General features: G+C 71.4%; 18 protein-coding genes. 15 read left to right on the top strand and 3 right to left on the bottom strand.

The window, feature by feature from the left end:
- Positions 1-82: 82 nt before the first annotated feature.
- Positions 83-1,708 carry a RecQ family ATP-dependent DNA helicase gene (locus ACRQ4B_RS01120; RefSeq protein ID WP_439692891.1) on the bottom strand — a complete coding sequence of 542 codons (1,626 nt, stop codon included), beginning with the start codon at positions 1,706-1,708 and terminating at the stop codon, positions 83-85.
- Positions 1,709-1,889: 181 nt separating this feature from the next.
- Here ACRQ4B_RS01120 and sucC point away from each other — a divergent pair, with 181 nt between their 5' ends.
- The 9 genes from sucC to ACRQ4B_RS01075 all read left to right on the top strand — a co-directional run bounded on the left by sucC (position 1,890) and on the right by ACRQ4B_RS01075 (position 13,231).
- Positions 1,890-3,059: an ADP-forming succinate--CoA ligase subunit beta gene (gene sucC / locus ACRQ4B_RS01115; RefSeq protein WP_439692890.1), complete on the top strand. Its 1,170-nt coding sequence runs from the start codon at positions 1,890-1,892 to the stop codon at positions 3,057-3,059.
- Between the two features lie 15 nt (positions 3,060-3,074).
- On the top strand, positions 3,075-3,962 hold the full coding sequence (sucD, locus tag ACRQ4B_RS01110; RefSeq protein ID WP_439692889.1) for a succinate--CoA ligase subunit alpha: 888 nt from the start codon (positions 3,075-3,077) through the stop codon (positions 3,960-3,962).
- 94 nt (positions 3,963-4,056) lie between these two features.
- A complete protein-coding gene (locus ACRQ4B_RS01105; protein WP_439692888.1) occupies positions 4,057-6,063 on the top strand; it encodes a cell division protein PerM in 2,007 nt (668 codons plus the stop codon).
- 9 nt (positions 6,064-6,072) lie between these two features.
- The gene (purN, locus tag ACRQ4B_RS01100) at positions 6,073-6,666 is read left to right on the top strand and encodes a phosphoribosylglycinamide formyltransferase (RefSeq protein WP_439692887.1); all 594 of its coding nucleotides are present in this window, start codon (positions 6,073-6,075) and stop codon (positions 6,664-6,666) included.
- Positions 6,663-8,300 (top strand): bifunctional phosphoribosylaminoimidazolecarboxamide formyltransferase/IMP cyclohydrolase, encoded by a 1,638-nt coding sequence (gene purH / locus ACRQ4B_RS01095; protein ID WP_439692886.1) that lies wholly within the window; start codon positions 6,663-6,665, stop codon positions 8,298-8,300. Before purN ends, purH begins: the two co-directional genes overlap by 4 nt.
- Positions 8,301-8,445: 145 nt before the next feature.
- Positions 8,446-8,631, top strand: coding sequence for a hypothetical protein (locus ACRQ4B_RS01090; protein ID WP_439692885.1), 186 nt, complete (start codon positions 8,446-8,448; stop codon positions 8,629-8,631).
- Positions 8,632-8,986: 355 nt separating this feature from the next.
- Positions 8,987-10,810, top strand: a complete 1,824-nt coding sequence (locus ACRQ4B_RS01085) for an ABC transporter ATP-binding protein (protein WP_439692884.1) — start codon at positions 8,987-8,989, stop codon at positions 10,808-10,810.
- A gap of 92 nt (positions 10,811-10,902) precedes the next feature.
- A complete protein-coding gene (locus ACRQ4B_RS01080) occupies positions 10,903-12,711 on the top strand; it encodes an ABC transporter ATP-binding protein (protein ID WP_439694338.1) in 1,809 nt (602 codons plus the stop codon).
- A 94-nt stretch (positions 12,712-12,805) separates the two neighbouring features.
- Positions 12,806-13,231 carry a DUF805 domain-containing protein gene (locus ACRQ4B_RS01075; RefSeq protein WP_439692883.1) on the top strand — a complete coding sequence of 142 codons (426 nt, stop codon included), beginning with the start codon at positions 12,806-12,808 and terminating at the stop codon, positions 13,229-13,231.
- Between the two features lie 50 nt (positions 13,232-13,281).
- On the opposite strand, the gene ACRQ4B_RS01070 is transcribed toward ACRQ4B_RS01075, so the two are convergent.
- Together ACRQ4B_RS01070 and ACRQ4B_RS01065 are read right to left on the bottom strand one after the other, a co-directional pair.
- Positions 13,282-13,617 carry an MGMT family protein gene (locus tag ACRQ4B_RS01070; RefSeq protein ID WP_439692882.1) on the bottom strand — a complete coding sequence of 112 codons (336 nt, stop codon included), beginning with the start codon at positions 13,615-13,617 and terminating at the stop codon, positions 13,282-13,284.
- Positions 13,617-14,072, bottom strand: coding sequence for a GNAT family N-acetyltransferase (locus ACRQ4B_RS01065; RefSeq protein WP_439692881.1), 456 nt, complete (start codon positions 14,070-14,072; stop codon positions 13,617-13,619). The genes ACRQ4B_RS01070 and ACRQ4B_RS01065 overlap by 1 nt, the downstream gene beginning before the upstream one ends.
- A gap of 98 nt (positions 14,073-14,170) precedes the next feature.
- On the opposite strand from ACRQ4B_RS01065, the gene ACRQ4B_RS01060 reads away from it, so the two are divergent.
- The 6 genes from ACRQ4B_RS01060 to ACRQ4B_RS01035 all read left to right on the top strand — a co-directional run bounded on the left by ACRQ4B_RS01060 (position 14,171) and on the right by ACRQ4B_RS01035 (position 22,507).
- The gene (locus ACRQ4B_RS01060) at positions 14,171-15,421 is read left to right on the top strand and encodes an ROK family protein (RefSeq protein WP_439692880.1); all 1,251 of its coding nucleotides are present in this window, start codon (positions 14,171-14,173) and stop codon (positions 15,419-15,421) included.
- Positions 15,422-15,605: 184 nt separating this feature from the next.
- Positions 15,606-18,014, top strand: a complete 2,409-nt coding sequence (locus tag ACRQ4B_RS01055; RefSeq protein ID WP_439692879.1) for a lamin tail domain-containing protein — start codon at positions 15,606-15,608, stop codon at positions 18,012-18,014.
- Positions 18,015-18,111: 97 nt separating this feature from the next.
- The gene (locus tag ACRQ4B_RS01050; RefSeq protein WP_439692878.1) at positions 18,112-18,957 is read left to right on the top strand and encodes a PhzF family phenazine biosynthesis protein; all 846 of its coding nucleotides are present in this window, start codon (positions 18,112-18,114) and stop codon (positions 18,955-18,957) included.
- A 230-nt stretch (positions 18,958-19,187) separates the two neighbouring features.
- Entirely contained in the window at positions 19,188-20,543 is a 1,356-nt protein-coding gene (locus ACRQ4B_RS01045) for an extracellular solute-binding protein (protein WP_439692877.1), read from the top strand.
- A gap of 114 nt (positions 20,544-20,657) precedes the next feature.
- Positions 20,658-21,608, top strand: coding sequence for a carbohydrate ABC transporter permease (locus ACRQ4B_RS01040; protein WP_439692876.1), 951 nt, complete (start codon positions 20,658-20,660; stop codon positions 21,606-21,608).
- Positions 21,608-22,507 (top strand): carbohydrate ABC transporter permease, encoded by a 900-nt coding sequence (locus tag ACRQ4B_RS01035; RefSeq protein WP_439692875.1) that lies wholly within the window; start codon positions 21,608-21,610, stop codon positions 22,505-22,507. Before ACRQ4B_RS01040 ends, ACRQ4B_RS01035 begins: the two co-directional genes overlap by 1 nt.
- Positions 22,508-22,538: the final 31 nt, after the last annotated feature.

Raw genomic sequence — 22,538 nt, 5'->3', positions numbered from 1 at the left:
TGCACACTCGCGGTGCTCGGGGGAGTGGAGCGCGGTCGCCGACGGGTGGTCGAGCGACCGCGCCTTCCCCGCCCGGGCTCGGTCAGACGTGTTCGAGCAGGTGCCGCTCGGTCACGTCGGCGAGCGCGAGCGTGCGGTACCCGGCCGACTCGAAGAAGACGGTGAGCCGGTCGTCCTCGGTGTGCATCACCGTGCCGCGTCCCCACTCCGCGTGCTCGACCGCGGCGTCCGGCGGCCACTCGGTGTCGTGCAACCCGGCGGCGGCGTGTGCATCCGCGGCGGACCCGGACGAGCAGGTGTCACAGTTCCCGCACGGTTCCAACAGGGTCTCGCCGAAGTACCCGAGCAGGAACTGGCGGCGGCACTCGTCCGTCTCGGTGTACCCGCGCACCATCGCGATCCGCGACTCCTCGATGCGCTCACGCTCCGCCGCCCGGTCCGCCGCCGCACGGGCTGCCGACGCGGCGGTGCGTGGTCCGCCGGGTGCACGCCGGAGCCCGTCCCCGTCGTCGGTGAGCACGCCGGCGTCGACCAGCGCGTTCGCCGACCGACCGGCCGTCCGGGCGGAGAGGCCGCTGGCGTCCGCGAGCTCCGAGCGGGCGAGCGCACCCCGGGCCGGCACGGCGTCGAACGCCGCGCGGAGGGACGCCGGCCGGGGGCGCCCGGCAGCGAAGAACCGTCGGAGGCCGAGGTCCTCCGCACGGTAGTGCAGCGTCGCGAGTGCGGGATCGCGGTCGCGGCCGGCCCGGCCGACCTCCTGGTAGTAGGCGTCCACGGACTCGGGGACGTCCGCGTGCACGACGAACCGGACGTCGGGCTTGTCGATCCCCATCCCGAACGCGCTCGTGGCGACCACGACGTCGATCTCGCCGTCGAGGAAGGCGTGGTGAACGGCCTCCCGGTCCCGCGCGCGGAGCCCCGCGTGGTACGGCTTGGCGCGGCGGCCGCTCTCGACGAGGTCGTCGGCGTACACCAGCGTCTCGGCACGGGTGGCGACGTACACGACGCCGGCTCCTTCGAGCCCGACGACCTGCTGGACGACGGCCTCGCGCTTGCCTTCGTCGTCCTCGTGCCGGACCACCTCGAACCGCAGTTCGGGGCGGTCGAACCCGGTGGCGAGGACGAGCGGGTCCCGCATCCCGAGCCGCTCGACGATCTCGGTCCGGACGGGTGACGACCCGGTCGCGGTCATCGCGAGCACCGGCGGCCGGCCGAGTCGCTCGACCACCTCGCCGAGCACCAGGTAGTCCGGCCGGAAGTCGTGGCCCCACGACGACACGCAGTGGGCCTCGTCGACCGTGACGAGCGACACCCCCACGGCGTTCAGGCGTTCGACGACGTCGTCCTTCGCGAGCTGCTCCGGGGCGAGGAACACGTACCGGACCGACCCGTCGTCGACGGCCTCCCACGCGTCGTCGAGGTCGCGGCGGGAGTGCGTCGCGTTGACCGTCACGGCACGTGGGGCGTCCGGGTGGTCCTCCAGCCCGACGACCTGGTCCTCCTGCAGCGCCACGAGCGGCGACACCACGACGACGAGCCCGTCGAGCGCCAGCCCGGCCACCTGGTAGATCGCGGACTTCCCGGATCCGGTCGGCATCACGGCGAGGGCGTCGCGACCGTCCAGGACGGCGTCGACGACGGCCTCCTGTTCGGGGCGGAGGGTCCAGCCGAACACGTCGGCGGCGCGGGTACGGAGTGCGGTGTCCATCCCGACCACCGTGCCGAGCGCTCCCTGGGGAACCGGGCGGTCAGTGCGCGCACCGGACGTCCACGTGGCGGCGCTAGGCTGGCCGTCGGCCGTTGTCTCGACATCGAGCGACCCTCGATGTGGAGTGTGGCGACCGGGTAACCGATGCCGATCGCACGAACCGTGCGGGAAGAAGAACAGCGTGGATCTTTTCGAGTACCAGGCCAGGGACCTCTTCGAGTCCTACGGCGTCCCCGTGTTGCAGGGGATCATCGCCGACACCCCTGAGGAGGCGAAGGCAGCGGCCGAGAAGATCGGCGGAGTCGTCGTCGTCAAGGCCCAGGTGAAGGTCGGCGGTCGCGGCAAGGCCGGCGGCGTCAAGGTCGCGAAGACCCCGGACGAGGCCTTCGAGCACGCGCAGGCGATCCTCGGCCTCGACATCAAGGGCCACACGGTGGGGCGCGTCATGGTCGCCCAGGGCGCCGACATCGCCGAGGAGTTCTACTTCTCGGTGCTGCTCGACCGGGCGAACCGCTCCTACCTCTCGCTCACCAGCGTCGAGGGCGGCATGGAGATCGAGCAGCTCGCGGTCGAGAAGCCCGAGGCCCTCGCCCGCGTCGAGGTCGACCCGCTGACCGGGATCGACAAGGCGGCGGCGCTCGACATCGCGACGCAGGCGAACTTCCCCGAGGCGCTCCGCGACCAGGTCGCCGACGTCTTCGTGAAGCTCTACGACGTCTACAAGGGCGAGGACGCCACCCTGGTCGAGGTGAACCCCCTCGTCCGCACCGGCGACGGGCAGATCCTCGCGCTCGACGGCAAGGTCTCGCTCGACGAGAACGCCGACTTCCGGCACGAGGCCCACAAGGACCTCGAGGACACCGCGAGCGAGGACCCGCTCGAGGCCAAGGCGAAGGCCCACGGTCTCAACTACGTCAAGCTCGACGGCCAGGTCGGCGTCATCGGCAACGGTGCGGGGCTCGTCATGTCGACGCTCGACGTCGTCGCCTACGCCGGTGAGCGCCACGGCGGCGTGAAGCCCGCGAACTTCCTCGACATCGGCGGCGGCGCCTCGGCCGAGGTGATGGCCAACGGCCTCGACGTCATCCTCGGCGACCCGCAGGTGAAGAGCGTCTTCGTGAACGTCTTCGGCGGCATCACCGCCTGCGACGCCGTCGCGAACGGCATCGTCGCCGCGCTCGGCATCCTCGGCGACGCGGCCACCAAGCCGCTCGTCGTCCGCCTCGACGGCAACAACGTGGAAGAAGGTCGCCGGATCCTGGCGGAGGCAGCGCACCCGCTCGTCACCGTCGCCGCGACCATGGACGATGCGGCCGAGCAGGCCGCCGAGCTCGCCGCGGCCGCGGCGTAAGGAGCGCTCAGAACAATGTCGATCTTCCTCAACAAGGACTCCAAGGTCATCGTCCAGGGCATCACCGGCGGCGAGGGCACGAAGCACACCGCGCTCATGCTCAAGGCCGGCACCCAGGTCGTCGGCGGCGTGAACGCCCGCAAGGCCGGCACCACCGTCACCCACGGTGACGTCGAGCTGCCCGTCTTCGGCACCGTCCGCGAGGCCATCGACACCACCGGTGCCGACGTCTCGATCGTCTTCGTGCCGCCGGCGTTCGCGAAGGACGCCGTGCTCGAGGCCATCGACGCCTCGATCCCGCTGGTCGTCGTCATCACCGAGGGCATCCCCGTGCAGGACTCCGCGGAGTTCTGGGCGCACGCGAAGGCGAAGGGCGGCACGACCCGCATCATCGGTCCGAACTGCCCCGGAATCATCACCCCCGGGGAGTCGCTCGTCGGCATCACCCCGGCGACGATCACCGGCAAGGGCCCGATCGGTCTCGTGTCGAAGTCCGGCACGCTGACCTACCAGATGATGTACGAGCTCCGTGACCTCGGCTTCTCGACCGCCATCGGCATCGGCGGCGACCCGGTCATCGGCACGACGCACATCGACGCGCTCGCCGCGTTCGAGGCCGACCCCGAGACCGAGGCGATCGTCATGATCGGCGAGATCGGTGGCGACGCCGAGGAGCGCGCGGCCGACTACATCAAGGCGCACGTCACGAAGCCGGTCGTCGGCTACGTCGCGGGCTTCACCGCCCCCGAGGGCAAGACGATGGGCCACGCCGGCGCGATCGTGTCCGGCTCCGCCGGCACCGCCGAGGCGAAGAAGCAGGCGCTCGAGGCCGCCGGCGTCAAGGTCGGCAAGACGCCGTCCGAGACGGCCGCGCTGCTGCGCGAGGTCGTCGCGAGCAAGTAGCGCTCGCGTCCGACACGGTTCGGACTGGAGGCACGGTGCGGGTTCGCGCCGTGCCTCCCGTCGTTCCCGCCCGCCAGCACGTACCCTGGCCGGGATGAACCGCCTGGGAACCGCACTGCTCGCCGCGATCGAGGCGGTCGTGACGGTCGGCGTCGGCCTCGGGATCGCCCTCGTGCCGCTCACGCTGCTCTGGGGCTTCGAGTACGGACTCCAGATCGACTGGGACGTGTTCTGGAAGGCCACGGGCAGCGTCTGGCTCATCGGCCACGGTGTCGACGTCTCGTTCCTGCTCGGGGCCGCGCTCGCGAAGTCCTCCGGGGTGAGCGGTGCCACCGACCCGATCCACGTCACGCTCGCGGCGCTGGGGTTCGCGATCGTCACCGCCTGGCTCGCCGGTCGCGCCGGACGGCGGTTCGCCGAGACCGAGCACCGCACGATCGGCCTGCTCGTCGGGACGGCCGTCGTCGCCGCCCTCGGACTCGCCGTCGCCCTGAGTTCGCGGTCGGCCGCGACCGTGCCCGTGCTCTGGCAGGCGGTGGTGCTGCCGGCGCTCTGGTTCGGCATCCCGGCACTGGTCACCTCCGAGGTCTGCCGTCGTCGACGGGGACTCCCCGCGGACCCGGTGACGCAGCGGCTGCTCGACCAGCTGGACCGGGTCCCGGCGGCCTGGCGTGCCGTGGCCGCGTTCGGGCTCCGCGCCGGCACGGCGGCGACCGCAGCGGTGATCGCGGTGGCCGGGATCGTCGTCGCCTTCCTGCTCTTCGGCTCCTTCGCCGAGGTCATCGCGCTCTACGAACGCTCGCACGCCGGCGTCGTCGGTGGTATCGCGCTCACCGTCGGGCAGCTCGCGTTCCTGCCGGACTTCGTCGGGTGGGCGACCTCGTGGCTGGTCGGCCCGGGCTTCGCGATCGGCACCGGGTCGAGCGTGTCGCCGATCGGCACCGTCCTCGGACCGATCCCGGGCATCCCGGTCTTCGGTGCGCTCCCGGCATCGGGGCACGCGTTCGGCCTCGTCTGGGTGCTCGTGCCGGTGCTCGCGGGCTTCGCCGTCGGTGGGCTCCTGCGACCGCGGCTCGTGCAGGCACTGGGGACCGCGAACTCCGCCCTGCACCGAGCGCTCGGCGGGGTCGCGGCGGGCGTCGTCGCCGGGGTCCTCACCGGGATGGTCGCCTGGCTGACGTCGGGGTCGTTCGGTCCCGGTCGTCTGGCCGAGGTCGGACCGCACGCCCTGCTGGTCGGCGCCTTCGCGGCGCTCGAGGTCGGGGTGCCGGCCGTCGTCGCGCTCGCGGCGGGCAGCGACCTGGTGCGGCTGCCGGAGCGCGGCTGGACGCGTGAGCGCTGGCACGAGGCCGAGGACGAGACGGACGCCGAGGACACCGGTCGCGAGGGCTCGCTGCTCGCCGCGCTCGACCAGGCCGGTGCCGGACGGACCACCGACGTGCACCGCTTCGTCGTCGAGGAGACCCACGGGGCACCACGTCCGACGGACACCGGCGAGGAGGCAGCGGACGCCGGCGCGGCCCGGGACTCGGCGAACGTCACCGACCAGGTGACCGAGCCGATCCACGACCACGCGCGCGACCGACGACGCAGCCCCGCACCCGAGCCGAGCGGACCGACGGAGCCGAGCCGCGCCTCCCGGCCCGACCGCGAACCCGACCCGGACGCCGACGTCGAGCTGCCCGACTGGGCCCGCACCGACGTCGTCGCGTCCGAACGTGTCGACGATCGCCCCGCTCCCGCCGCCCGCGGTGGGGTCGGCGCGATCCGCGACCGGCTCCGCGGCGCCGCGGGCGGCGTCCGCGATCGCGCCGGCGAGCTGCGAGACCGTGTCACCGGTGCCGACGCCGAGCGCGACCAGCCCCGACCGACGGCAGCGCCGACGCCGACCGCGCCCGGGACCGAGGCGCAGCCGGCCTTCCCCTGGAGCACCGAGGAGTTCGTCGCCGGCCGGGACGACGACGACGCCGACGACCCTGCACCCGCGCCCGAGGTCACCGCGCCCGCGACACAGCCGCGGTGGGACGCCACGGACCAGATCCCCGAGGACGAACTGCCGTGGTGGCGTCGACCGAAGGGCGACCGCGAGCGCTCCCGGTAGGGTTGTCCCGTGCTCGAACTGGTCGTCCTGATCTCCGGTGCCGGCTCGAACCTCCGGGCCCTGCTCGACGCGACCCTCGACGCCGAGTACCCCGCACGGGTCGTCGCGATCGGTGCCGACCGTGACGCCGAGGGCCTCGGCCTCGGCGAGGAGTTCTCGATCCCGACCTTCACGGTCCCGTTCTCGCGGTTCGACTCACGCGCCGAGTGGGGCGCGGAGCTCGCGGCGCAGATCCGACCGTGGACCCCGGACCTCCTCGTGCTGTCCGGTCTGATGCGCCTGCTGCCGCCCGCCGTGGTGTCGGAGTTCGGTCCGGCCGTGATCAACACCCACCCGGCGTACCTGCCCGAGTTCCCCGGCGCCCACGGCGTGCGGGACGCCCTCGCGGCCGGGGTGACGGAGACCGGCGCGAGCGTGATCCAGGTCGACGACGGCGTCGACAGCGGTCCGATCCTCGCCCAGGAGCGCGTCCCGGTGCTGCCGGGCGACACCGAGTCGACGCTGCACGACCGCATCAAGCCGGTCGAGCGGCGCCTGCTCATCCAGACCATCCTCGACATCGCCAACGGCACCACCGACCTGAAGGGCACCCCGAGCGCATGAGCGTGCACGCAGCCGACCCCAGCCTGTACCGCGACCGGGACACCGTCCCCGTGCGGCGGGCGCTCATCTCGGTCAGCGACAAGTCCGGGCTGCTCGAGTTCGCGGGCGCCCTCGCCGACGCCGGGGTCGAGATCGTGTCGACCGGCTCGACGGCGCAGACCATCCGCGACGCCGGGTACGCGGTGACCGACGTGTCGAGCGTCACGGGCTTCCCGGAGTCGCTCGACGGCCGGGTGAAGACCCTGCACCCGTCGGTGCACGCGGGGCTCCTCGCCGACCTCCGCCTCGAGTCGCACGAGCAGCAGCTCGCCGACCTCGGCATCGAGCCGTTCGAGCTCGTGGTCGTGAACCTCTACCCGTTCGTCGAGACCGTGGCCTCCGGCGCCGACACCGCGACCGTGGTCGAGAACGTCGACATCGGCGGCCCGGCGATGGTCCGTGCATCGGCGAAGAACCACCCGAACGTCGCGATCGTCGTGTCGCCGGCGTCCTACGCCGAGGTGGTCGAGGCCGTCCGCGCCGGGGGCACCACGCTCGAGCTGCGGAAGCGCCTCGCCGCCCAGGCCTTCGCCCACACCGCCGCGTACGACACCGCGGTGGCGAGCTACTTCGCGAGCGACGTCGTGGCGGCGGACGCAGCAGCACCGACCACCGCCGGCGACATCGAGACGCCCGGTACCTTCGACGACCACCTGTCGTTCGGCGCCGACCTCGCCGCCACGCTCCGCTACGGCGAGAACGCCCACCAGGCCGCGGCGCTGTACACCGCCGCCGACGGCACCGGGATCGCCCAGGCGACGCAGCTGCACGGCAAGGAGATGTCGTACAACAACTACGTCGACGCCGATGCAGCGGTCCGCGCGGCGTACGACTTCGCCGAGCCAGCGGTCGCGATCATCAAGCACGCCAACCCGTGCGGCATCGCGATCGCCCCGGCCGACGCCGCCGACCCGATCGCCGCCGCCCACGCCGCGGCGCACGCCTGTGACCCGCTGTCCGCGTTCGGCGGGGTGATCGCCGCGAACCGCCCGGTCACGGTCGCCATGGCCGAGACGGTCAAGGACATCTTCACCGAGGTCGTCGTCGCGCCGGCGTTCGACCCCGAGGCGATCGAGATCCTCTCGCGCAAGAAGAACATCCGCCTGCTCACGCTGCCGGCCGACTTCGCGCTCGCCCCGCGGGAGGTCAAGCAGATCTCCGGCGGGTTCCTCGTGCAGGACGCCGACCGCTTCACGACGTTCGACCAGTCCACGTGGACCCTGGTCGCGGGCGAACCGGCCGACGAGCAGACCCTCGCCGACCTCGCCTTCGCGTGGAAGGCGAGCCGCGCGGTGAAGTCGAACGCCATCCTGCTGGCGAACCGGGGCGCGAGCGTCGGTGTCGGCATGGGCCAGGTGAACCGCGTCGACTCGTGCCACCTCGCGGTGAACCGCGCCGGTGACCGCGCCGCCGGATCGGTCGCCGCGTCGGACGCCTTCTTCCCGTTCGCCGACGGCCTGCAGGTGCTCCTCGACGCGGGCGTCCGTGCCGTCGCGCAGCCCGGCGGGAGCGTCCGTGACGACGAGGTCATCGCCGCGGCGACGGCCGCCGGGGTGACGATGTACCTCACCGGCGAGCGACACTTCTTCCACTGATCTGAAGAAACCTGTTGCGCGCTGTGACTTCCTCTGAATAGTCTGTAAGGCTCCGCGACAGGCACGCCGACGGCCCCGTCCACCACGGACACGGGCCGGCGGCACCGCGGACACAACGGTGACGAAGACGACGACTGGAGTGACGATGAACACGACGACCGGAACCGTGGCGACGGCTGCCCGTGCGGGTCTCGTGCTCTTCGTGGGGACCGCTCCCGACGCACGACCGTTCGGCGGTGCACGCGGCGGACGCCCGCGTCCCGCGCACGCGGCCGTCGCGCCGTACCCGTTCCAGGGTGCGCCCGCCGTCACGGCACCGCTGTCCGCGTAGGGCTGCCTCCCACAGCCAGCGACGAGCCGTCGGCAGCGACCGACGGCGACGAGCACGCGACGAGTCACCGCGACACCAGCGGTGACGACGAGCACGGGCCCGCGCGAGCCCACGCCTGAACCCGGGGGACGATCGTCCCCCGGTGCACTCCGACCGAACCGACGCCGCACGAGCGGCGGCGGGCGGCCACGTCGACACCGGAACCCGCCCGACCAGGGCGAGGGCCGGTCCGAGACGCGACCGGCCCGCTCGGCCGACGACCACCACGCAACGGACACCGAGCCTCCAGACCGGCGGCTGCGACAGCAGCGGTCGGCCCCGGGGGTCCCGGCACGACGCACGAGGACGCAACCCCATGTCCAAGACGCCAGACCAGGCGCGCCCGTCCACTGACCGCCCCTCGACCTTCCGCGCGATCGCTCGGATCTACCCCTTCGTGAAGCCCTACCAGGGGCGCATCATCGGCGGCATGTTCGCCGCCATGGGCGCCTCGCTGGTGGCGCTCGCGATCCCCTACGTCCTGCAGTGGCTCGTCGACGGGCCGCTGTCCTCCAAGGACTCCGCACAGATCTGGCCCGCCGGCCTGGGCGTGCTCGCCCTCGGTGTGCTCGAGGCGTTCTTCATCGCCTCGCGCCGCCGGCTGGTGATGCGCCCGTCGACCCGCATCGAGACCAGCATGCGGAACGCGCTGTACGCCAAGCTGCAGGACCTGCCGGTCGCGTTCCACGACCGCTGGGAGTCCGGGCAGCTGCTGTCCCGCTCGGTCTCCGACCTGTCGCTGATCCGCCGCTGGCTGGCGTTCGGCGTGGTCCTGCTCGTCGTCAACATCGTGACGATCGTGGTCGGCTTCGTCGTGCTGTTCACCTTCGGATGGCTGCTCGGCCTGGTGTTCCTGATCGCGTCGATCCCGCTGTGGATCAACGGGCTGCTGTTCGAACGCCGGTACTCGGTCGTCGCGCGCCGCAGCCAGGACCAGGTCGGTGACCTCGCCACGAGCGTCGAGCAGTCCGTGCACGGCATCCGCGTGCTCAAGGCGTTCGGCCGCGGCCGGTACAAGCTCGACGAGTTCAGCGAGCAGGCCGAGGCGCTGCGCGGCACCGAGATCGAGAAGGCCAAGGCGATCGCCGGCATCTGGCTCTGGCTGCTGCTGGTGCCGGACGTCGCGTTCGCGCTGTGCCTGCTCGCGGGCATCTGGCTGGCGAGCCAGGGCGAGCTCTCCGTCGGCCAGCTGTTCGCGTTCTTCGCGACGGCGACGGTGCTCCGGTTCCCGATCGAGTCGATCGGGTTCCTGCTCTCGATGACGTTCGACACCCGCACGGCGGTCGACCGCTTCTTCGAGGTCATGGACTCCGAGAACACGATCACCGACCCCGAGTCGCCGAAGACCATCGCCGAGCCGCACGGCGCGCTGTCCTTCAACGGGGTGCACTTCCGCTACCAGGACTCCGCACCGCAGTACCCGGACCTCATCAACGGCGTCGAGCTGCAGCTGCACCCGGGCGAGACGATGGCGCTCGTCGGCCTGACCGGGTGCGGCAAGACCACGCTGCTGTCGCTCGTGCCGCGGCTGTACGACGTGACCGGCGGTTCGGTGACGATCGACGGCGTCGACATCCGCGACCTCACGAGGGAAGAACTGCGCCGGCACGTCGGCGTCGCCTTCGAGGACGCGACGCTGTTCTCGACGACGGTGCGGGACAACGTCCTGCTCGGGCGCCCGGACCTGTCCGGGGACGAAGCCGAAGCGGTCATGCGCGAGGCCCTCGACATCGCCCAGGCGTCCTTCGTGGACGACCTGCCCGACGGCGTCGACACCCGCGTCGGCGAGGAGGGGCTGTCCCTCTCCGGCGGGCAGCGGCAGCGACTGGCGCTCGCCCGTGCGATCGCGGCCCGGCCGTCGGTGCTCGTCCTCGACGACCCGCTGTCCGCGCTCGACGTCGACACCGAAGCGCGGGTCGAGGCCGGTCTGCGCCGGGTCCTCGCCGAGACGACGTCGCTGATCGTCGCCCACCGGCCGTCCACCGTGACGCTCGCCGACCGGGTGGCGCTGATGGAGAACGGCGTCGTCACCGCCGTCGGCACCCACTCGGAGCTGATGGCCACCAACGACCACTACCGCTACGTCATCTCGTCGCTCGACGAGGACGACGCCACCGCACGAGAGGAGGCGATGGCATGAGCCAGCAGACCGACCAGAACCTGCCTGGAGGCACGGCTTCCGTTCCGCAGGAGGCGGCCGACGAGCAGTCTGCCGCGCCCGTCACCGCGTCGATCACCACCCTGGGCGTGCGCGGCGAGGAGCGTGAGGACTTCACCAAGGCAGAGAGCAAGCGGCTGCGTCGTCGCTCCCTCGCCCTGCTCGGGTCGCTCGCGGCGCCGCTCAAGCTCCGGCTCGTGCTGCTCGGCATCGTCGTCGTGGTCTCGACCGCGGGCACCGTCGCCGGCCCGGCGCTCATCGCGTGGGGCATCGACAACGCCCTGCCCGCCGTGCTCGACCGGAACGACTGGGTGCCGGCCTTCGGCGTCGTCGCGACGTACATCGTGGTGGCGGTGCTCGGCGCGGTCCTCACCGCCTGGTACACGGTGCTCGCCGCGCGGATCAGTCAGGCGATCCTGTTCGACCTGCGCAAGCGGGTGTTCCTGCACACGCAGCGACTCTCGCTGGAGTTCCACGAGACCTACACGTCCGGCCGGATCATCTCCCGCCAGACGAGTGACCTCGACTCCATCCGTGAGCTGCTCGACTCCGGCCTGAACCAGCTCATCCAGGGCGTGCTCTACATGGTGTTCACCGCGGTGGCGCTCGTGGCGCTCGACCCGACCTCCGGGCTCGTGCTGGCCGTGTCGCTCGTGCCGCTGTGGTTCCTGATCCGCTGGTTCCAGTCGAACTCGCAGACCCTGTTCCGGGCCACCCGTGTCACCTCGGCGCGCGTGATCGTGCACTTCGTCGAGACGATGACGGGCATCCGCGCGGTGCAGGCGTTCCGCAAGGAGTCCCGCAACCGTGACGAGTACGGCGGCTTCGTCGAGGACTACCGCGTCGCGAACACGAAGGTGTTCAACCTGTTCGGGACGTTCGACCCGGTGCTCGTGCTCATCGGCAACGCAACGCTCGCGGCGGTCGTCATCGTGGGCGGCTTCCGGATCGTCGACGGATCGCTCGAGGTCGGTGCGCTGCTCGCGGTCGCGCTGTACGCCAAGCGGTTCTTCGACCCGGCACAGGAGCTCGCGATGTTCTACAACGGGTACCAGTCGGCCTCGGCGGCGATGGAGAAGATCTCCGGCGTCCTCGAGGAGCGGCCGAGCGTGCCGGACCCGGCGAAGCCGACCCGGCTGGCGGACGCCACCGGGAAGATGGACTTCGACGACGTCGTGTTCGCCTACAACAAGGGGAAGGTCGTGCTCCCCGAGTTCGACCTGCACATCCCCGCGGGGCAGACCATCGCGCTCGTCGGGTCCACGGGGGCCGGCAAGTCGACGCTCGCCAAGCTCATGGCGCGGTTCTACGACCCCTCGCAGGGCTCCGTGCGGCTCGACGGCGTGGACCTGCGGGAGCTCGACACGAAGGACATGCGCCGCGCGATCGTCATGGTCACGCAGGAGGCGTACCTGTTCTCCGGCACCGTCGCGGACAACATCGCGCTCGGCAAGCCGGGGGCGTCCCGCGCCGAGGTCGAGGCCGCTGCGAAGGCGGTCGGCGCGCACGAGTTCGTGATGGCACTGCCCGACGGGTACGACACCGACGTGAACAAGCGCGGTGGCCGGGTGTCGGCCGGGCAGCGGCAGCTCCTGTCGTTCGCCCGGGCGTTCATCGCGGACCCGAAGGTGCTCATCCTCGACGAGGCGACGGCGTCGCTCGACATCCCGTCGGAGCGGCTCGTGCAGGAGGGCCTGGAGACCCTGCTGGCGGACCGCACCGCGGTGATCATCGCGCACCGGCTGTCCACCGTCGCGATCGCCCACCGGGTGCTCGTGATGGAGTACGGCCGGATCGTCGAGGACGGCACCCCGGACGACCTCATCGCGGGCACCGGCCGGTTCGCCCAGCTGCACGCGGCCTGGCGCGACTCGCTCGTCTAGTCCACCCGGACGACGAACCGCGGATCCGACGTCGAACCACGCTCTCGAGCTGGTCCGACGTCGGATCCGTGGTTCCACGTGGTTGGCTGGACCCATGAGCGACGACAGCGTGCAGCCCGGCGGCGTGGCCCTGCGCGACCCCTTCTACGGGGCACCCTTCACCGAGGCCGTCCGCCGGTTCTGGCGGAAGTACACCGTGTTCACCGGGCGGGCGTCCCGCGCCGAGTTCTGGTGGTGGTGGATCACCTCGTTGGCGATCGGCCTCGTGCTGCAGCTCGTGCCGCAGGCCTTCACGCCGGACACCCCGATGCTCGAGAACCCGGTCGGCTCCTACCTGTTCGTGCTGTGGGGCCTCGCGACGCTGATCGGTTCCCTCGCCCTCGGCGCCCGACGGCTGCACGACGCGAACCTGTCCGGCTTCTGGCAGTTCCTGCACGTGCTCGTCGGCATCGGCTCGCTCGTGCTGTTCGTGATGTTCCTGCTGCCGTCGAACCCGAAGGGCACCCGCTTCGACCTGTGAGACCGGTGACCGGAGACGAGAGCGCCGCGTGCGACCGCCCAGCCGGTGGCTCAGAACGGGTCGTCGGCGTCCGTGGACGGTGACCAGCGGGCACGACGCATGTCGATCCTCCAGGTCGTCGCACCCTGCACGAGCGGCGTCCCCTCGGCGCGGTAGTGCTCGTGCGCCCGCGCCTCGTGGTGGACCGGGGGCAGCCCACCGGACCGGACCACACGCCACCAGGGCAGGTCGGCGCCCTCGTGCGCCATCACCTTGCCGACCGCGCGCGACGCACGGGAGCCGAGGGCGGCGGCGACGTCCCCGTAGGTCATCACGTGTCCGGGCGGGATGAGCCGGACGACCTCCGCGACGGCGGCGCCGAAGTCGTCGGGGGCGTCCTCCGCCACTAGAGCGTCAGGACCGCGAAGTGGTCGCCGTACTGGGTCTCGCGGACGACCTCGAACCCGACGGCCCGGAAGAACGCCTCGGGGCTGTCGTCGCCGCCGGGCTCGTACACGACGGTGAGACGCTCGAGGCCACGGCTGCGCGCCTCGTCCGCCAGCCCGTGCACGGCGAACCGACCGACACCGCGTCCCTGCGCCGTCGCCGAGACGTTCACCCGCCAGATCGCGCTGCGCAGTTCCTCCTCGGAGTTGTCCTCGTCGAAGGTGCCGATGATCATGCCGACCACCGCGTCGCCGTCGAGGACCACCCGTGTCCACGCCGAACTGGGCTTCACGTCGGACTCCGCGACGCCGTACGTCGTCGGCTGCACGAACTGCTCCTGCCCGGGCTTGAGCGTCAGGGAGTTCGCCGCCGCAGCGGTCGACGCGGAGAGTTCTTCGAGGCGGAGGTCCGTCATGCCGCTCAGGGTAACGGTGGTACCCGTGTGGGGGCCAGCGCGGCGGCGAGAACGTCACCGCACCGTTGCCGGAGCCGCCTGCGCGGTAGGGTCGCGACATGGCAGAACACCGGCGTGGGGCGAACCTGCCGTCGATCGGTGGGTTCAACCGGACGGTCGTGCTCGACGCCGTGCGACGCTCCCCGGACGGGCTCAGCCGGGTCGAGCTCGCCTCGCGAACGGGGCTCAGCGCGCAGACCGTGTCGAACGTCACGCGGTTCCTCATCGAGGCGGGGATGATCGCCGAGTCCGGCACGGTCGTGTCCGGTCGTGGCAAGCCCCGCACCATCCTGCGGCTCGAGGCGGGCAGCCGGTACGCCGTCGGGGTGCACGTGGACCCGGCGGTCGTCACGTACGTGCTGCTCGACCTCGCCGGCACCGTGGTCGCCTCGACCACCACCTCGACACCGACCGCGGACGACCCGTCCGAGGTGGTCCGCACCATCGCGACCGCCGTCGACGGGCTCGTCACGGACGCCCGGGTCGACGTCGACTCCGTGCTCGGCGTCGGCATCGCCAGCCCGGGCCCGATCGACGTCGAGGCCGGCGTGGTCCTCGACCCGCCGTTCCTGCCGCGGTGGCGGGACGTGCCGCTGCGCGACGCCCTCGCCGAGGCGACGGGCTACCCGGTGCTGCTCGAGAAGGACGTCACCGCGGCGGTCGTCGGCGAGATGTTCCTGGCGGGGGAGTCCTCGGCGCGGAACTTCGCCTTCGTGTACTTCGGCACCGGCTTCGGCGTCGGGCTCGCGGTCGACCACGAGCCCGTGCGCGGAGTGGGGTCGAACGCCGGGGACGCCGGTCACATCATGGTCGACCAGGGGGCGCTCGCCGGGACCCCGGACAGCGCCGGCACCCGCGGCGAGGTCGGCGCCGCCGTCGCACCCGACCGGCTCGTCCGGATCGGCCGGTCGCGCGGGATCGCCCTGTCCGGCGAGGACGCCGGGGACGACGTCGCGGTCGTGGACCGCGCCTGGGACGAGCTCGCGGCGGCCATCGAGGCGGGCGACCCGGCGGCAACGGGCCTGGCGCAGGACATCGGCACCGTGATGGGCAACGCGGTCGTCCTCATCGTGAACCTGCTCGACATGGATCGCGTGGTGTTCGGTGGGCCGTTCTGGTCGCGGGTGGCGAGTGCGGCGCTCCCGGCCGCCCGTGAGGCCATCGTCGGGTCGCCGCTGCTCGTGCCGAAGCACCCGGTGGTCGTCGACGAGAGCGACCGCGGGGCCGACGTGGCGGCCGTGGGGGCTGCCTGCCTCGTGCTCGACGCGGCGCTGTCGCCGCGCGCGAGCGCGCTGCTCATCCGCCGCTGACGCGCGGGGTGGTCGCGACCACGACCGGACGGGAGGCGCGGATCGGCCCCGCACCGCGCCTCCCGTCCGTTCGGGGCGGTTCCCGTGCCCGCGACACCTGTCGTTCACCTGACCGCCACCGGCCGGACGCCCGGATGCTGAACAGTCGTGCAGGTCCCCCCGAACCTCCCGAGAAGGACCCTGCATGCATCCCCGTGCCCTGCACTTCGGCGCATCCGTCGCAGCCGGCCTGGTCGTCGCGGCCGGCGTCCTGACGGCGACACCCGCCTCCGCCGCCGTCGGTGACGACGACCCGAGCGTCGGCGCGGCCGCGGCGAACGGCCTCGTCGTCAACGAGGTCGAGTCGAACGGCGACGACACCGACTGGGTGGAGCTGCGGAACACCTCCGCGTCGGCGATCGACCTGTCCGGGTACTCCTTCCTCGACGACGACAGCTCGCACGAGGCGTACGTGCTGCCCGCCGGGTCGACGATCGCCGCGGGCGGGTACTTCGTCATCGACCAGGTGTCCGCGACCGCACCCGGGTTCGACTTCGGGCTGGGCGGTGCGGACACCGCGCGGGTGTACGACCCGGCCGGCGACCTGGTGCTGCGGTACTCGTGGACGGCGCACGCCGCGGTCACGTACGGTCGCTGCCCGGACGGCACCGGCGCGCTCGTGGACACCACGGCGTCGACGAAGGGTGCGGCGAACGACTGCTCCTCGCCGGTCCGGATCAACGAGGTGGAGTCCGACGGCGGCACCCCGGGCGACTGGGTGGAGCTGACGAACGTCGGCACGACCGCGGTCGACCTCGGCGGGTACGTCCTCGAGGACAGCGAGGACGCGCACGCGTACGCGATCCCGGCCGGCACGACGGTGACCCCCGGTGGCTTCACCGTCCTCGACGAGGCCGCCTTCGGCTTCGGGCTCGGCAAGGCGGACTCGGCGCGGCTGTTCGACCCGAACGGGCAGCTCGTCGACTCGTACTCCTGGACCGCGCACGCCGCGTCGACGTACGGCCGGAACCCCGACGGCACCGGCGCCTTCGCCGACACCTCCGAGCCGACGAAGGGCACCGCGAACCGGTTCGCCGGCGTCGTCACGGCCGAACCCTGGCCCGGCGGCCCCGACGAGCGCGTGCTCGACGACGAGGACACCTTCACCGGGGACCTGAGCGGCATCGACTGGACGACCTCCCCGACCTCGGCGCAGGGACAGCTGTGGGCCGTGCAGAACGGCGACGGCCTGCTCTACCGGATCGTGTCCGACGGCCGGGGCGGCTGGTCGCCGTCGAACCCCGCCGGCACCGAGCTGCACTACGCCGACGGTTCCGGCACGCCGGACGCCGAGGGCGTCACCGTCACCTCGGGCGACCCGGGGGCCGTGTACGTGTCGACCGAGCGCGACAACGACGTCTCGAAGACCAGCCGGCCGGCCGTGCTGCGGTTCGCGACCACGTCCGGAGCGGAGTCGACGCTGAACGCGACCGACGAGTGGAACCTCGCGGCGGACTTCCCCGGCCTCGGGGCGAACGCCGGCCTGGAGGGCGTCACCTGGATCCCGGACTCCTGGCTCACCGCGCACGGGTTCGCGGATCAGCACACCGGCACCGCGTACTCCCCGTCGACGTACGCCGGGCACGGTGCCGGACTGTTCTTCGTCGGCGTCGAGGGCACCGCGAGCGTGTACGCCTACGCCCTGATGGACGACGGCTCGTTCCAGCGGGTGGCGACGATCGGGACGCCGTTCTCCGTCGTCGCGGACGTCCAGTTCGACCCGACGCTCGACGCGCTCTGGGTGGTCTGCGACGACGCGTGCTCCGGCCGGACGGCGCTGTACGAGGTGACCGACGGGGCGTTCACGGCCTCGACGATCCACGTGGCCCCGTCGGCTGCCGACCGGACCCTGGCGAACGAGGGCTTCGCGATCTCGGGCGTCTGCACCGACGGCTCGCGGGCGACGTTCTACGCGGACGACAACGACACCGACGGCTTCTCGCTGCGCACCGGCACCTACCCGTGCACGGACGACGGCGGGACGCCGGGTGACGGTGGGGACCCCGGGACGCCGGGCGACGGTGGGAACCCTGGGACGCCCGGGACGCCCGGGACGCCCGGGACGCCCGGAACGCCGGGTGACGGCTCGACGCCGACGCCGACGCCGACGCCGACCACGGCTCCGGTCGCCCCGTCGGAATCGTCGCTGACCGCGGCGAACCGCGGCTCGGTCTCCGCTCCGTCGTCCGCACGTCCGGGCGAGACGATCACCGTCACGGTCGGGACGCAGTACGCCGGCGACCGCGTGCACGTCTGGATGTTCTCCACGCCGACGTTGCTCGGCACGGTGACGGTCGCCGCCGACGGCACGGTGTCGGCGACGATCCCCGCGGACGCCCCGGCCGGGGTGCACCGCATCGTGGTGTCGGCGGCGGACGGCACGGTCCTCGGCTGGACCACGATCACGATCGACCCGGTCACCGGCGAGCTGGCGTTCACGGGCGCCGAGGGGCTGGGGGTGGGTGCGCTCGCCGCGCTCCTGCTGCTCGCCGCCGGCGCGGGCGTCCTGGTCGTCCGGCGTCGCCGTGGGGCGCGCGCGGACGCGACCAGCTGACCGACTGGAGGCGCGGTGCGGGCCGGCACCGCGCCTCCAGTCCGTCCGTCCGCCGGTCCGACAGGACGAGCGGGTCGGTGCCGGGCGGTACCGTCGGATGGTGCAGACCGCGATCCTCCACTACACCGCCTTCGCCTCCGAGCCCGGCGGCGGCAACCCCGCGGGCGTCGTGCTCGACGCGGGCCACCTCTCCGACGACGACATGCTCGCCATCGCCCGCGAGCTGGCCTACCCCGAGACCGCCTTCGTCGTCGGCCAGACCCCGACCGGGCCGCACGTCCGGTACTTCTCGCCGGGTGCCGAAGTGCCCTTCTGCGGGCACGCCACCATCGCCACCGCCGTGGCGATCGCCGAGCGCGAGGGCCCGGGACGACGGGTCTTCACGACGGCCGCGGGAGCGATCGCCCTCGACGCCACGACGGCACCGGACGGCACGGTGCAGGTGGCGATGACGAGCGTGGAGCCGACGACACGGACGCTCGACCCGGACACCCGCGACCGGCTGTTCGCGCTCCTCGGGCTGACGTCCGACGACCTCGCGGAGGGGTTCTCGCTCCTCGAGGCCTTCGCCGGCAACTGGCACCCCGTGGTCGTGCTGGCCGACGAGACGCTCTTCCACCAGTTCCGCTTCGCGCCGGCGCCGCTCGCCGAGCTCATGCTCGAGGCCGGCTGGACCGGGACGGTCACGGTGCTGCACCGGACGGCGCCGTCGGAGTACGAGGCGCGGAACCTGTTCCCGGTCGGGCGCATCACCGAGGACCCGGCGACCGGTTCGGCCGCGGCGGCCACGGGCGCGTACCTGCGCGAGGTCGGAGCCGTCTCGCCGGACGACCGCGTCGTGATCCGGCAGGGGCGCCACGTCGGTCGTCCGAGCGTGCTGCTCGTCGACGTCCCGGCGTCCGGTGGCATCACGGTCACGGGTGGTGCCACCCCGATCCACTGACGGGCCTTCCTTCCCACGACATCTGCGATGGGAGGTCGAATCGGGCGTCCCTGGTCGAAACTCCTGACCGGGTACGCCCGATTCGTGTCGGTACGCCCGGAAGCACCCGGCACCCGGCCCCGCACCGTGACCGCATCGTCACCGAAAACCTCTTGACAGCAATAAGTCAATACGGTGGACTAAGTGTGCGAGCGGGCGATGGAGCCCGCCACCTGTGCAAAGGAGCACCGATGAAACGCACCCGAATCATCGCCGGACTCGCAGCCGTGGCCGTCGCCGCGGTGGGCCTGGCAGGCTGCTCGAGCTCGGGGTCAGCCTCGAGCGACACGATCAAGATCGCGTACCAGAAGTTCGGTTCCTTCCAGCAACTCGACGCCCAGATGAAGGTCGTCAAGAAGGAGTACGAGAAGGAGCACCCGGGCAAGAAGGTCGAACTCGTGCCGATCCAGGCGCAGGAGAACGACTACTACACGAAGCTCGCGCTGATGAACAAGGCGCCGGCCACCGCTCCGGACGTCATGTACGAGGACACGTTCCTCGTCAAGGCCGACGCCCAGGCCGGCTACCTCCTGCCGCTGGACAAGTACACGGCGAAGTGGAAGGACTGGGACCAGTTCTACGACAACGCCAAGCAGGCCGGTGAAGGCGTGGACGGCAAGACCTACGGCATCCCGATGGGCACCGACACCCGTGCCCTCTGGTACAACAAGGACATCTTCAAGGAGGTCGGGCTCCCGGTGCCGTGGCAGCCGAAGACGTGGGACGACGTCCTCGCGGCCGCGAAGACCATCAAGGAGAAGAAGCCGGACGTCATCCCGTTCAACGTCTACTCCGGCAAGCCGCAGGGCGAGGCGTCGACGATGCAGGGCTTCGAGATGCTCCTGTACGGGGCCGACGGCTCGGGCAACACGCTCTACAAGGACAAGAAGTGGGTCGTGGGCTCGAAGCAGTTCCAGGACTCCCTGAAGTTCATCAAGGACGTCTACCAGGGCGGCCTCGGCCCGACACCGCAGCAGGCGCTCGACACGAACGTCGGCACCACGATCGCGCAGACCTGGCTCCCCAAGGGCCAGCTCGCGATCGACCTCGACGGCTCGTGGCAGTCCGGCACGTGGCTGAAGTCCGGCACCGCGCCGTGGGCCGAGTGGTCCGACGTGATGGGGCAGGCACCGATGCCGACGCAGAACGGGCAGGCTCCCGGGTACAACTCGATGTCCGGTGGGTGGACGCTCGCCGTCGGCAAGAACTCGAAGAACCCGCAGGCCGCGTTCGACTTCATCTCGACCTTCCTCAACCAGAAGGGCTCGCTGAAGTACGACATCGAGAACAGCCAGATCGCGGTCCGCAAGGACGTCGCGGAGGACCCGACGTACGACGCCTCCAACCCGACGTTCAAGTTCTTCTCGGGGCTCGTGGAACACACGAACTTCCGTCCCGCGACGAGTGACTACTCCCAGGTCTCGAACGCCATCCAGGTGGCGATGGAGTCCGTGATGACCGGGCAGCAGACACCGAAGCAAGCCGCCGAGGCCTACGACAAGTCCGTCGTCGGCATCGTCGGCGAGAAGAACACCGTCTCCGGCTGACCGCCGCGGTGACCCCCTGACGGACGGAAGGCGCGACACACGTCGCGAGTCGCGCCTCCCGTCCGACCCCACCCACCTTCGGAACCCTCTCCGCACCCGGAAGGCATCCAACCCGTGTCCAGCACCCCCCTCGCGCCGACGCTGTCGGCGCCCGGTGCGCCGAAGCGCACCGATCCGCCGGTCCCGCGCAAGCGGAAGCCGCTGCGGAACGTGGGACGAGCGGTCCCGCTCCTCCCCGCCGTCGTCCTGCTCGTCATCTTCCTGCTCGGCCCCGTCATCTCCTCGTTCTACGGGTCGTTCACCAACTCCGCGCTCACCGGCGCCGGCGCCGCCGACCAGCAGTTCGTCGGCCTCAAGAACTACGTCGACCTGTTCCAGGACCCGGACTTCCCGAAGTCCGTCATCCTGACGATCGTCTTCCTCCTGGCCTCGGCCGTCGTCGGGCAGAACGTGCTCGGCCTCGGCCTGGCGCTGCTCATGCGGAGCGCGAACAAGGCGATGCGCGCCATCGTCGGCACCTTCGTCGTCGCCGCGTGGGTGCTCCCCGAGATCGTCGCCTCGTTCGCCGCGTACGCGTTCTTCAACGACAAGGGCACGCTCAACGAGATCCTCGCGTCCATCGGGATCAGCGGGCCGAACTGGCTCTACACGTTCCCGATGATCTCGGTCATCCTGGCGAACATCTGGCGCGGCACCGCGTTCTCGATGCTCGTGTACTCCGCCGCCGTGCAGGAGGTCCCCGAGGAGATCACCGAGTCCGCCGAGGTCGACGGCGCGACCGGCTGGCAGCGGCTCGTCTACATCACGCTGCCCGTCATCCGCCGGTCGATCTCGACGAACCTCATGCTCACCACGCTGCAGACGCTGTCGGTCTTCACCCTGATCTACGTGATGACGGCCGGCGGTCCGGGAACGGACTCGTCGACCCTGCCGATCCTGGCGTACCAGGAGGCGTTCAAGTTCTCGCAGCTCGGCTTCGGGACGGCGATCGCCACGATCCTGCTCATCGTCGGCGCCGTCTTCTCGATCATCTACATCAAGGCACTGAAGCCGGAGGTGGACTGATGGCACTCACTGCTGACCGTCCCGTGTCCAACGCCACCCGTTCGGTGACCGCGCCCGGTGCGCTGCACATGACCTCGCCGCGCGGTCGCACGCTGCGGTGGGTGTCGAACGTCGTCCTGGGCATCATCGCGCTCTGCTTCGCGGTGCCGCTGCTGTGGCTCGTGCTCGCGTCCGTCGACCCCGAGGCTTCGTTGTCCGTCAAGCTGCCGTCGCAGTTCACGCTCGACAACTTCACGAAGGTGCTCACGCCGGACCTGGCGTTCATCCCGCTCGCGAACAGCCTGCTCATCTCCGGCGGCACGGCCCTCGTCACGGTGGTCTTCGCGCTGCTGGCCGCCTACCCGCTGTCCCGCTACAAGATGCGCGTCAACAAGCCGTTCCTGTACGGGATCCTGTTCGGGACCGGCCTGCCGATCACCGCGATGATGGTGCCGGTCTACGCGCTGTTCGTGTCGCTCAACCTGATCGACAACGTGTGGGGCTGCATCTTCTTCCTCGCCGCGACGTCGCTGCCCATGGCCATCTGGATGGCGAAGAACTTCATGGACTCCGTGCCGATCTCGCTGGAAGAGGCGGCATGGACCGACGGCGCCTCGATGATGACCACGCTCACCCGGATCGTCGTGCCGCTGATGCGACCGGGCATCGCCGTGGTGTTCATCTTCGTGTTCATCCAGGCGTGGGGGAACTTCTTCGTCCCCTTCGTCCTGCTGCTCTCGCCCGACAAGGTGCCCGCCGCGGTGAGCATCTTCAACTTCTTCGGGCAGTACGGGGCGGTGGCGTACGGGCAGCTCGCGGCCTTCTCGATCGTCTACTCCGTGCCCGTCATCGCCCTCTACGTGCTCGTGTCCCGCGGCCTCGGCGGCGGCAACGCCCTCGCCGGCGGCATCAAGGGCTGAGCCTCCGCCCGCTGCACCGCCCCTGCTGGAA

Source organism: Curtobacterium sp. SP.BCo (assembly GCF_051903265.1).
In the GTDB taxonomy this organism is placed as follows: domain Bacteria; phylum Actinomycetota; class Actinomycetes; order Actinomycetales; family Microbacteriaceae; genus Curtobacterium.
Note: the sequence above shows the minus strand (reverse complement) of the source record. Positions and strands in the feature narration are given on the sequence as shown.

Bases quoted from the DNA above. Each gene is read 5' to 3' on its own strand.
- ACRQ4B_RS01120 (WP_439692891.1), bottom strand. From the start codon at position 1,708: ATGGACACCGCACTCCGTACCCGCGCCGCCGACGTGTTCGGCTGGACC.
- sucD (WP_439692889.1), top strand. From the start codon at position 3,075: ATGTCGATCTTCCTCAACAAGGACTCCAAGGTCATCGTCCAGGGCATC.
- ACRQ4B_RS01105 (WP_439692888.1), top strand. From the start codon at position 4,057: ATGAACCGCCTGGGAACCGCACTGCTCGCCGCGATCGAGGCGGTCGTG.
- purH (WP_439692886.1), top strand. From the start codon at position 6,663: ATGAGCGTGCACGCAGCCGACCCCAGCCTGTACCGCGACCGGGACACC.
- ACRQ4B_RS01090 (WP_439692885.1), top strand. From the start codon at position 8,446: ATGAACACGACGACCGGAACCGTGGCGACGGCTGCCCGTGCGGGTCTC.
- ACRQ4B_RS01085 (WP_439692884.1), top strand. From the start codon at position 8,987: ATGTCCAAGACGCCAGACCAGGCGCGCCCGTCCACTGACCGCCCCTCG.
- ACRQ4B_RS01075 (WP_439692883.1), top strand. From the start codon at position 12,806: ATGAGCGACGACAGCGTGCAGCCCGGCGGCGTGGCCCTGCGCGACCCC.
- ACRQ4B_RS01065 (WP_439692881.1), bottom strand. From the start codon at position 14,072: ATGACGGACCTCCGCCTCGAAGAACTCTCCGCGTCGACCGCTGCGGCG.
- ACRQ4B_RS01060 (WP_439692880.1), top strand. From the start codon at position 14,171: ATGGCAGAACACCGGCGTGGGGCGAACCTGCCGTCGATCGGTGGGTTC.
- ACRQ4B_RS01055 (WP_439692879.1), top strand. From the start codon at position 15,606: ATGCATCCCCGTGCCCTGCACTTCGGCGCATCCGTCGCAGCCGGCCTG.
- ACRQ4B_RS01050 (WP_439692878.1), top strand. From the start codon at position 18,112: ATGGTGCAGACCGCGATCCTCCACTACACCGCCTTCGCCTCCGAGCCC.
- ACRQ4B_RS01045 (WP_439692877.1), top strand. From the start codon at position 19,188: ATGAAACGCACCCGAATCATCGCCGGACTCGCAGCCGTGGCCGTCGCC.
- ACRQ4B_RS01035 (WP_439692875.1), top strand. From the start codon at position 21,608: ATGGCACTCACTGCTGACCGTCCCGTGTCCAACGCCACCCGTTCGGTG.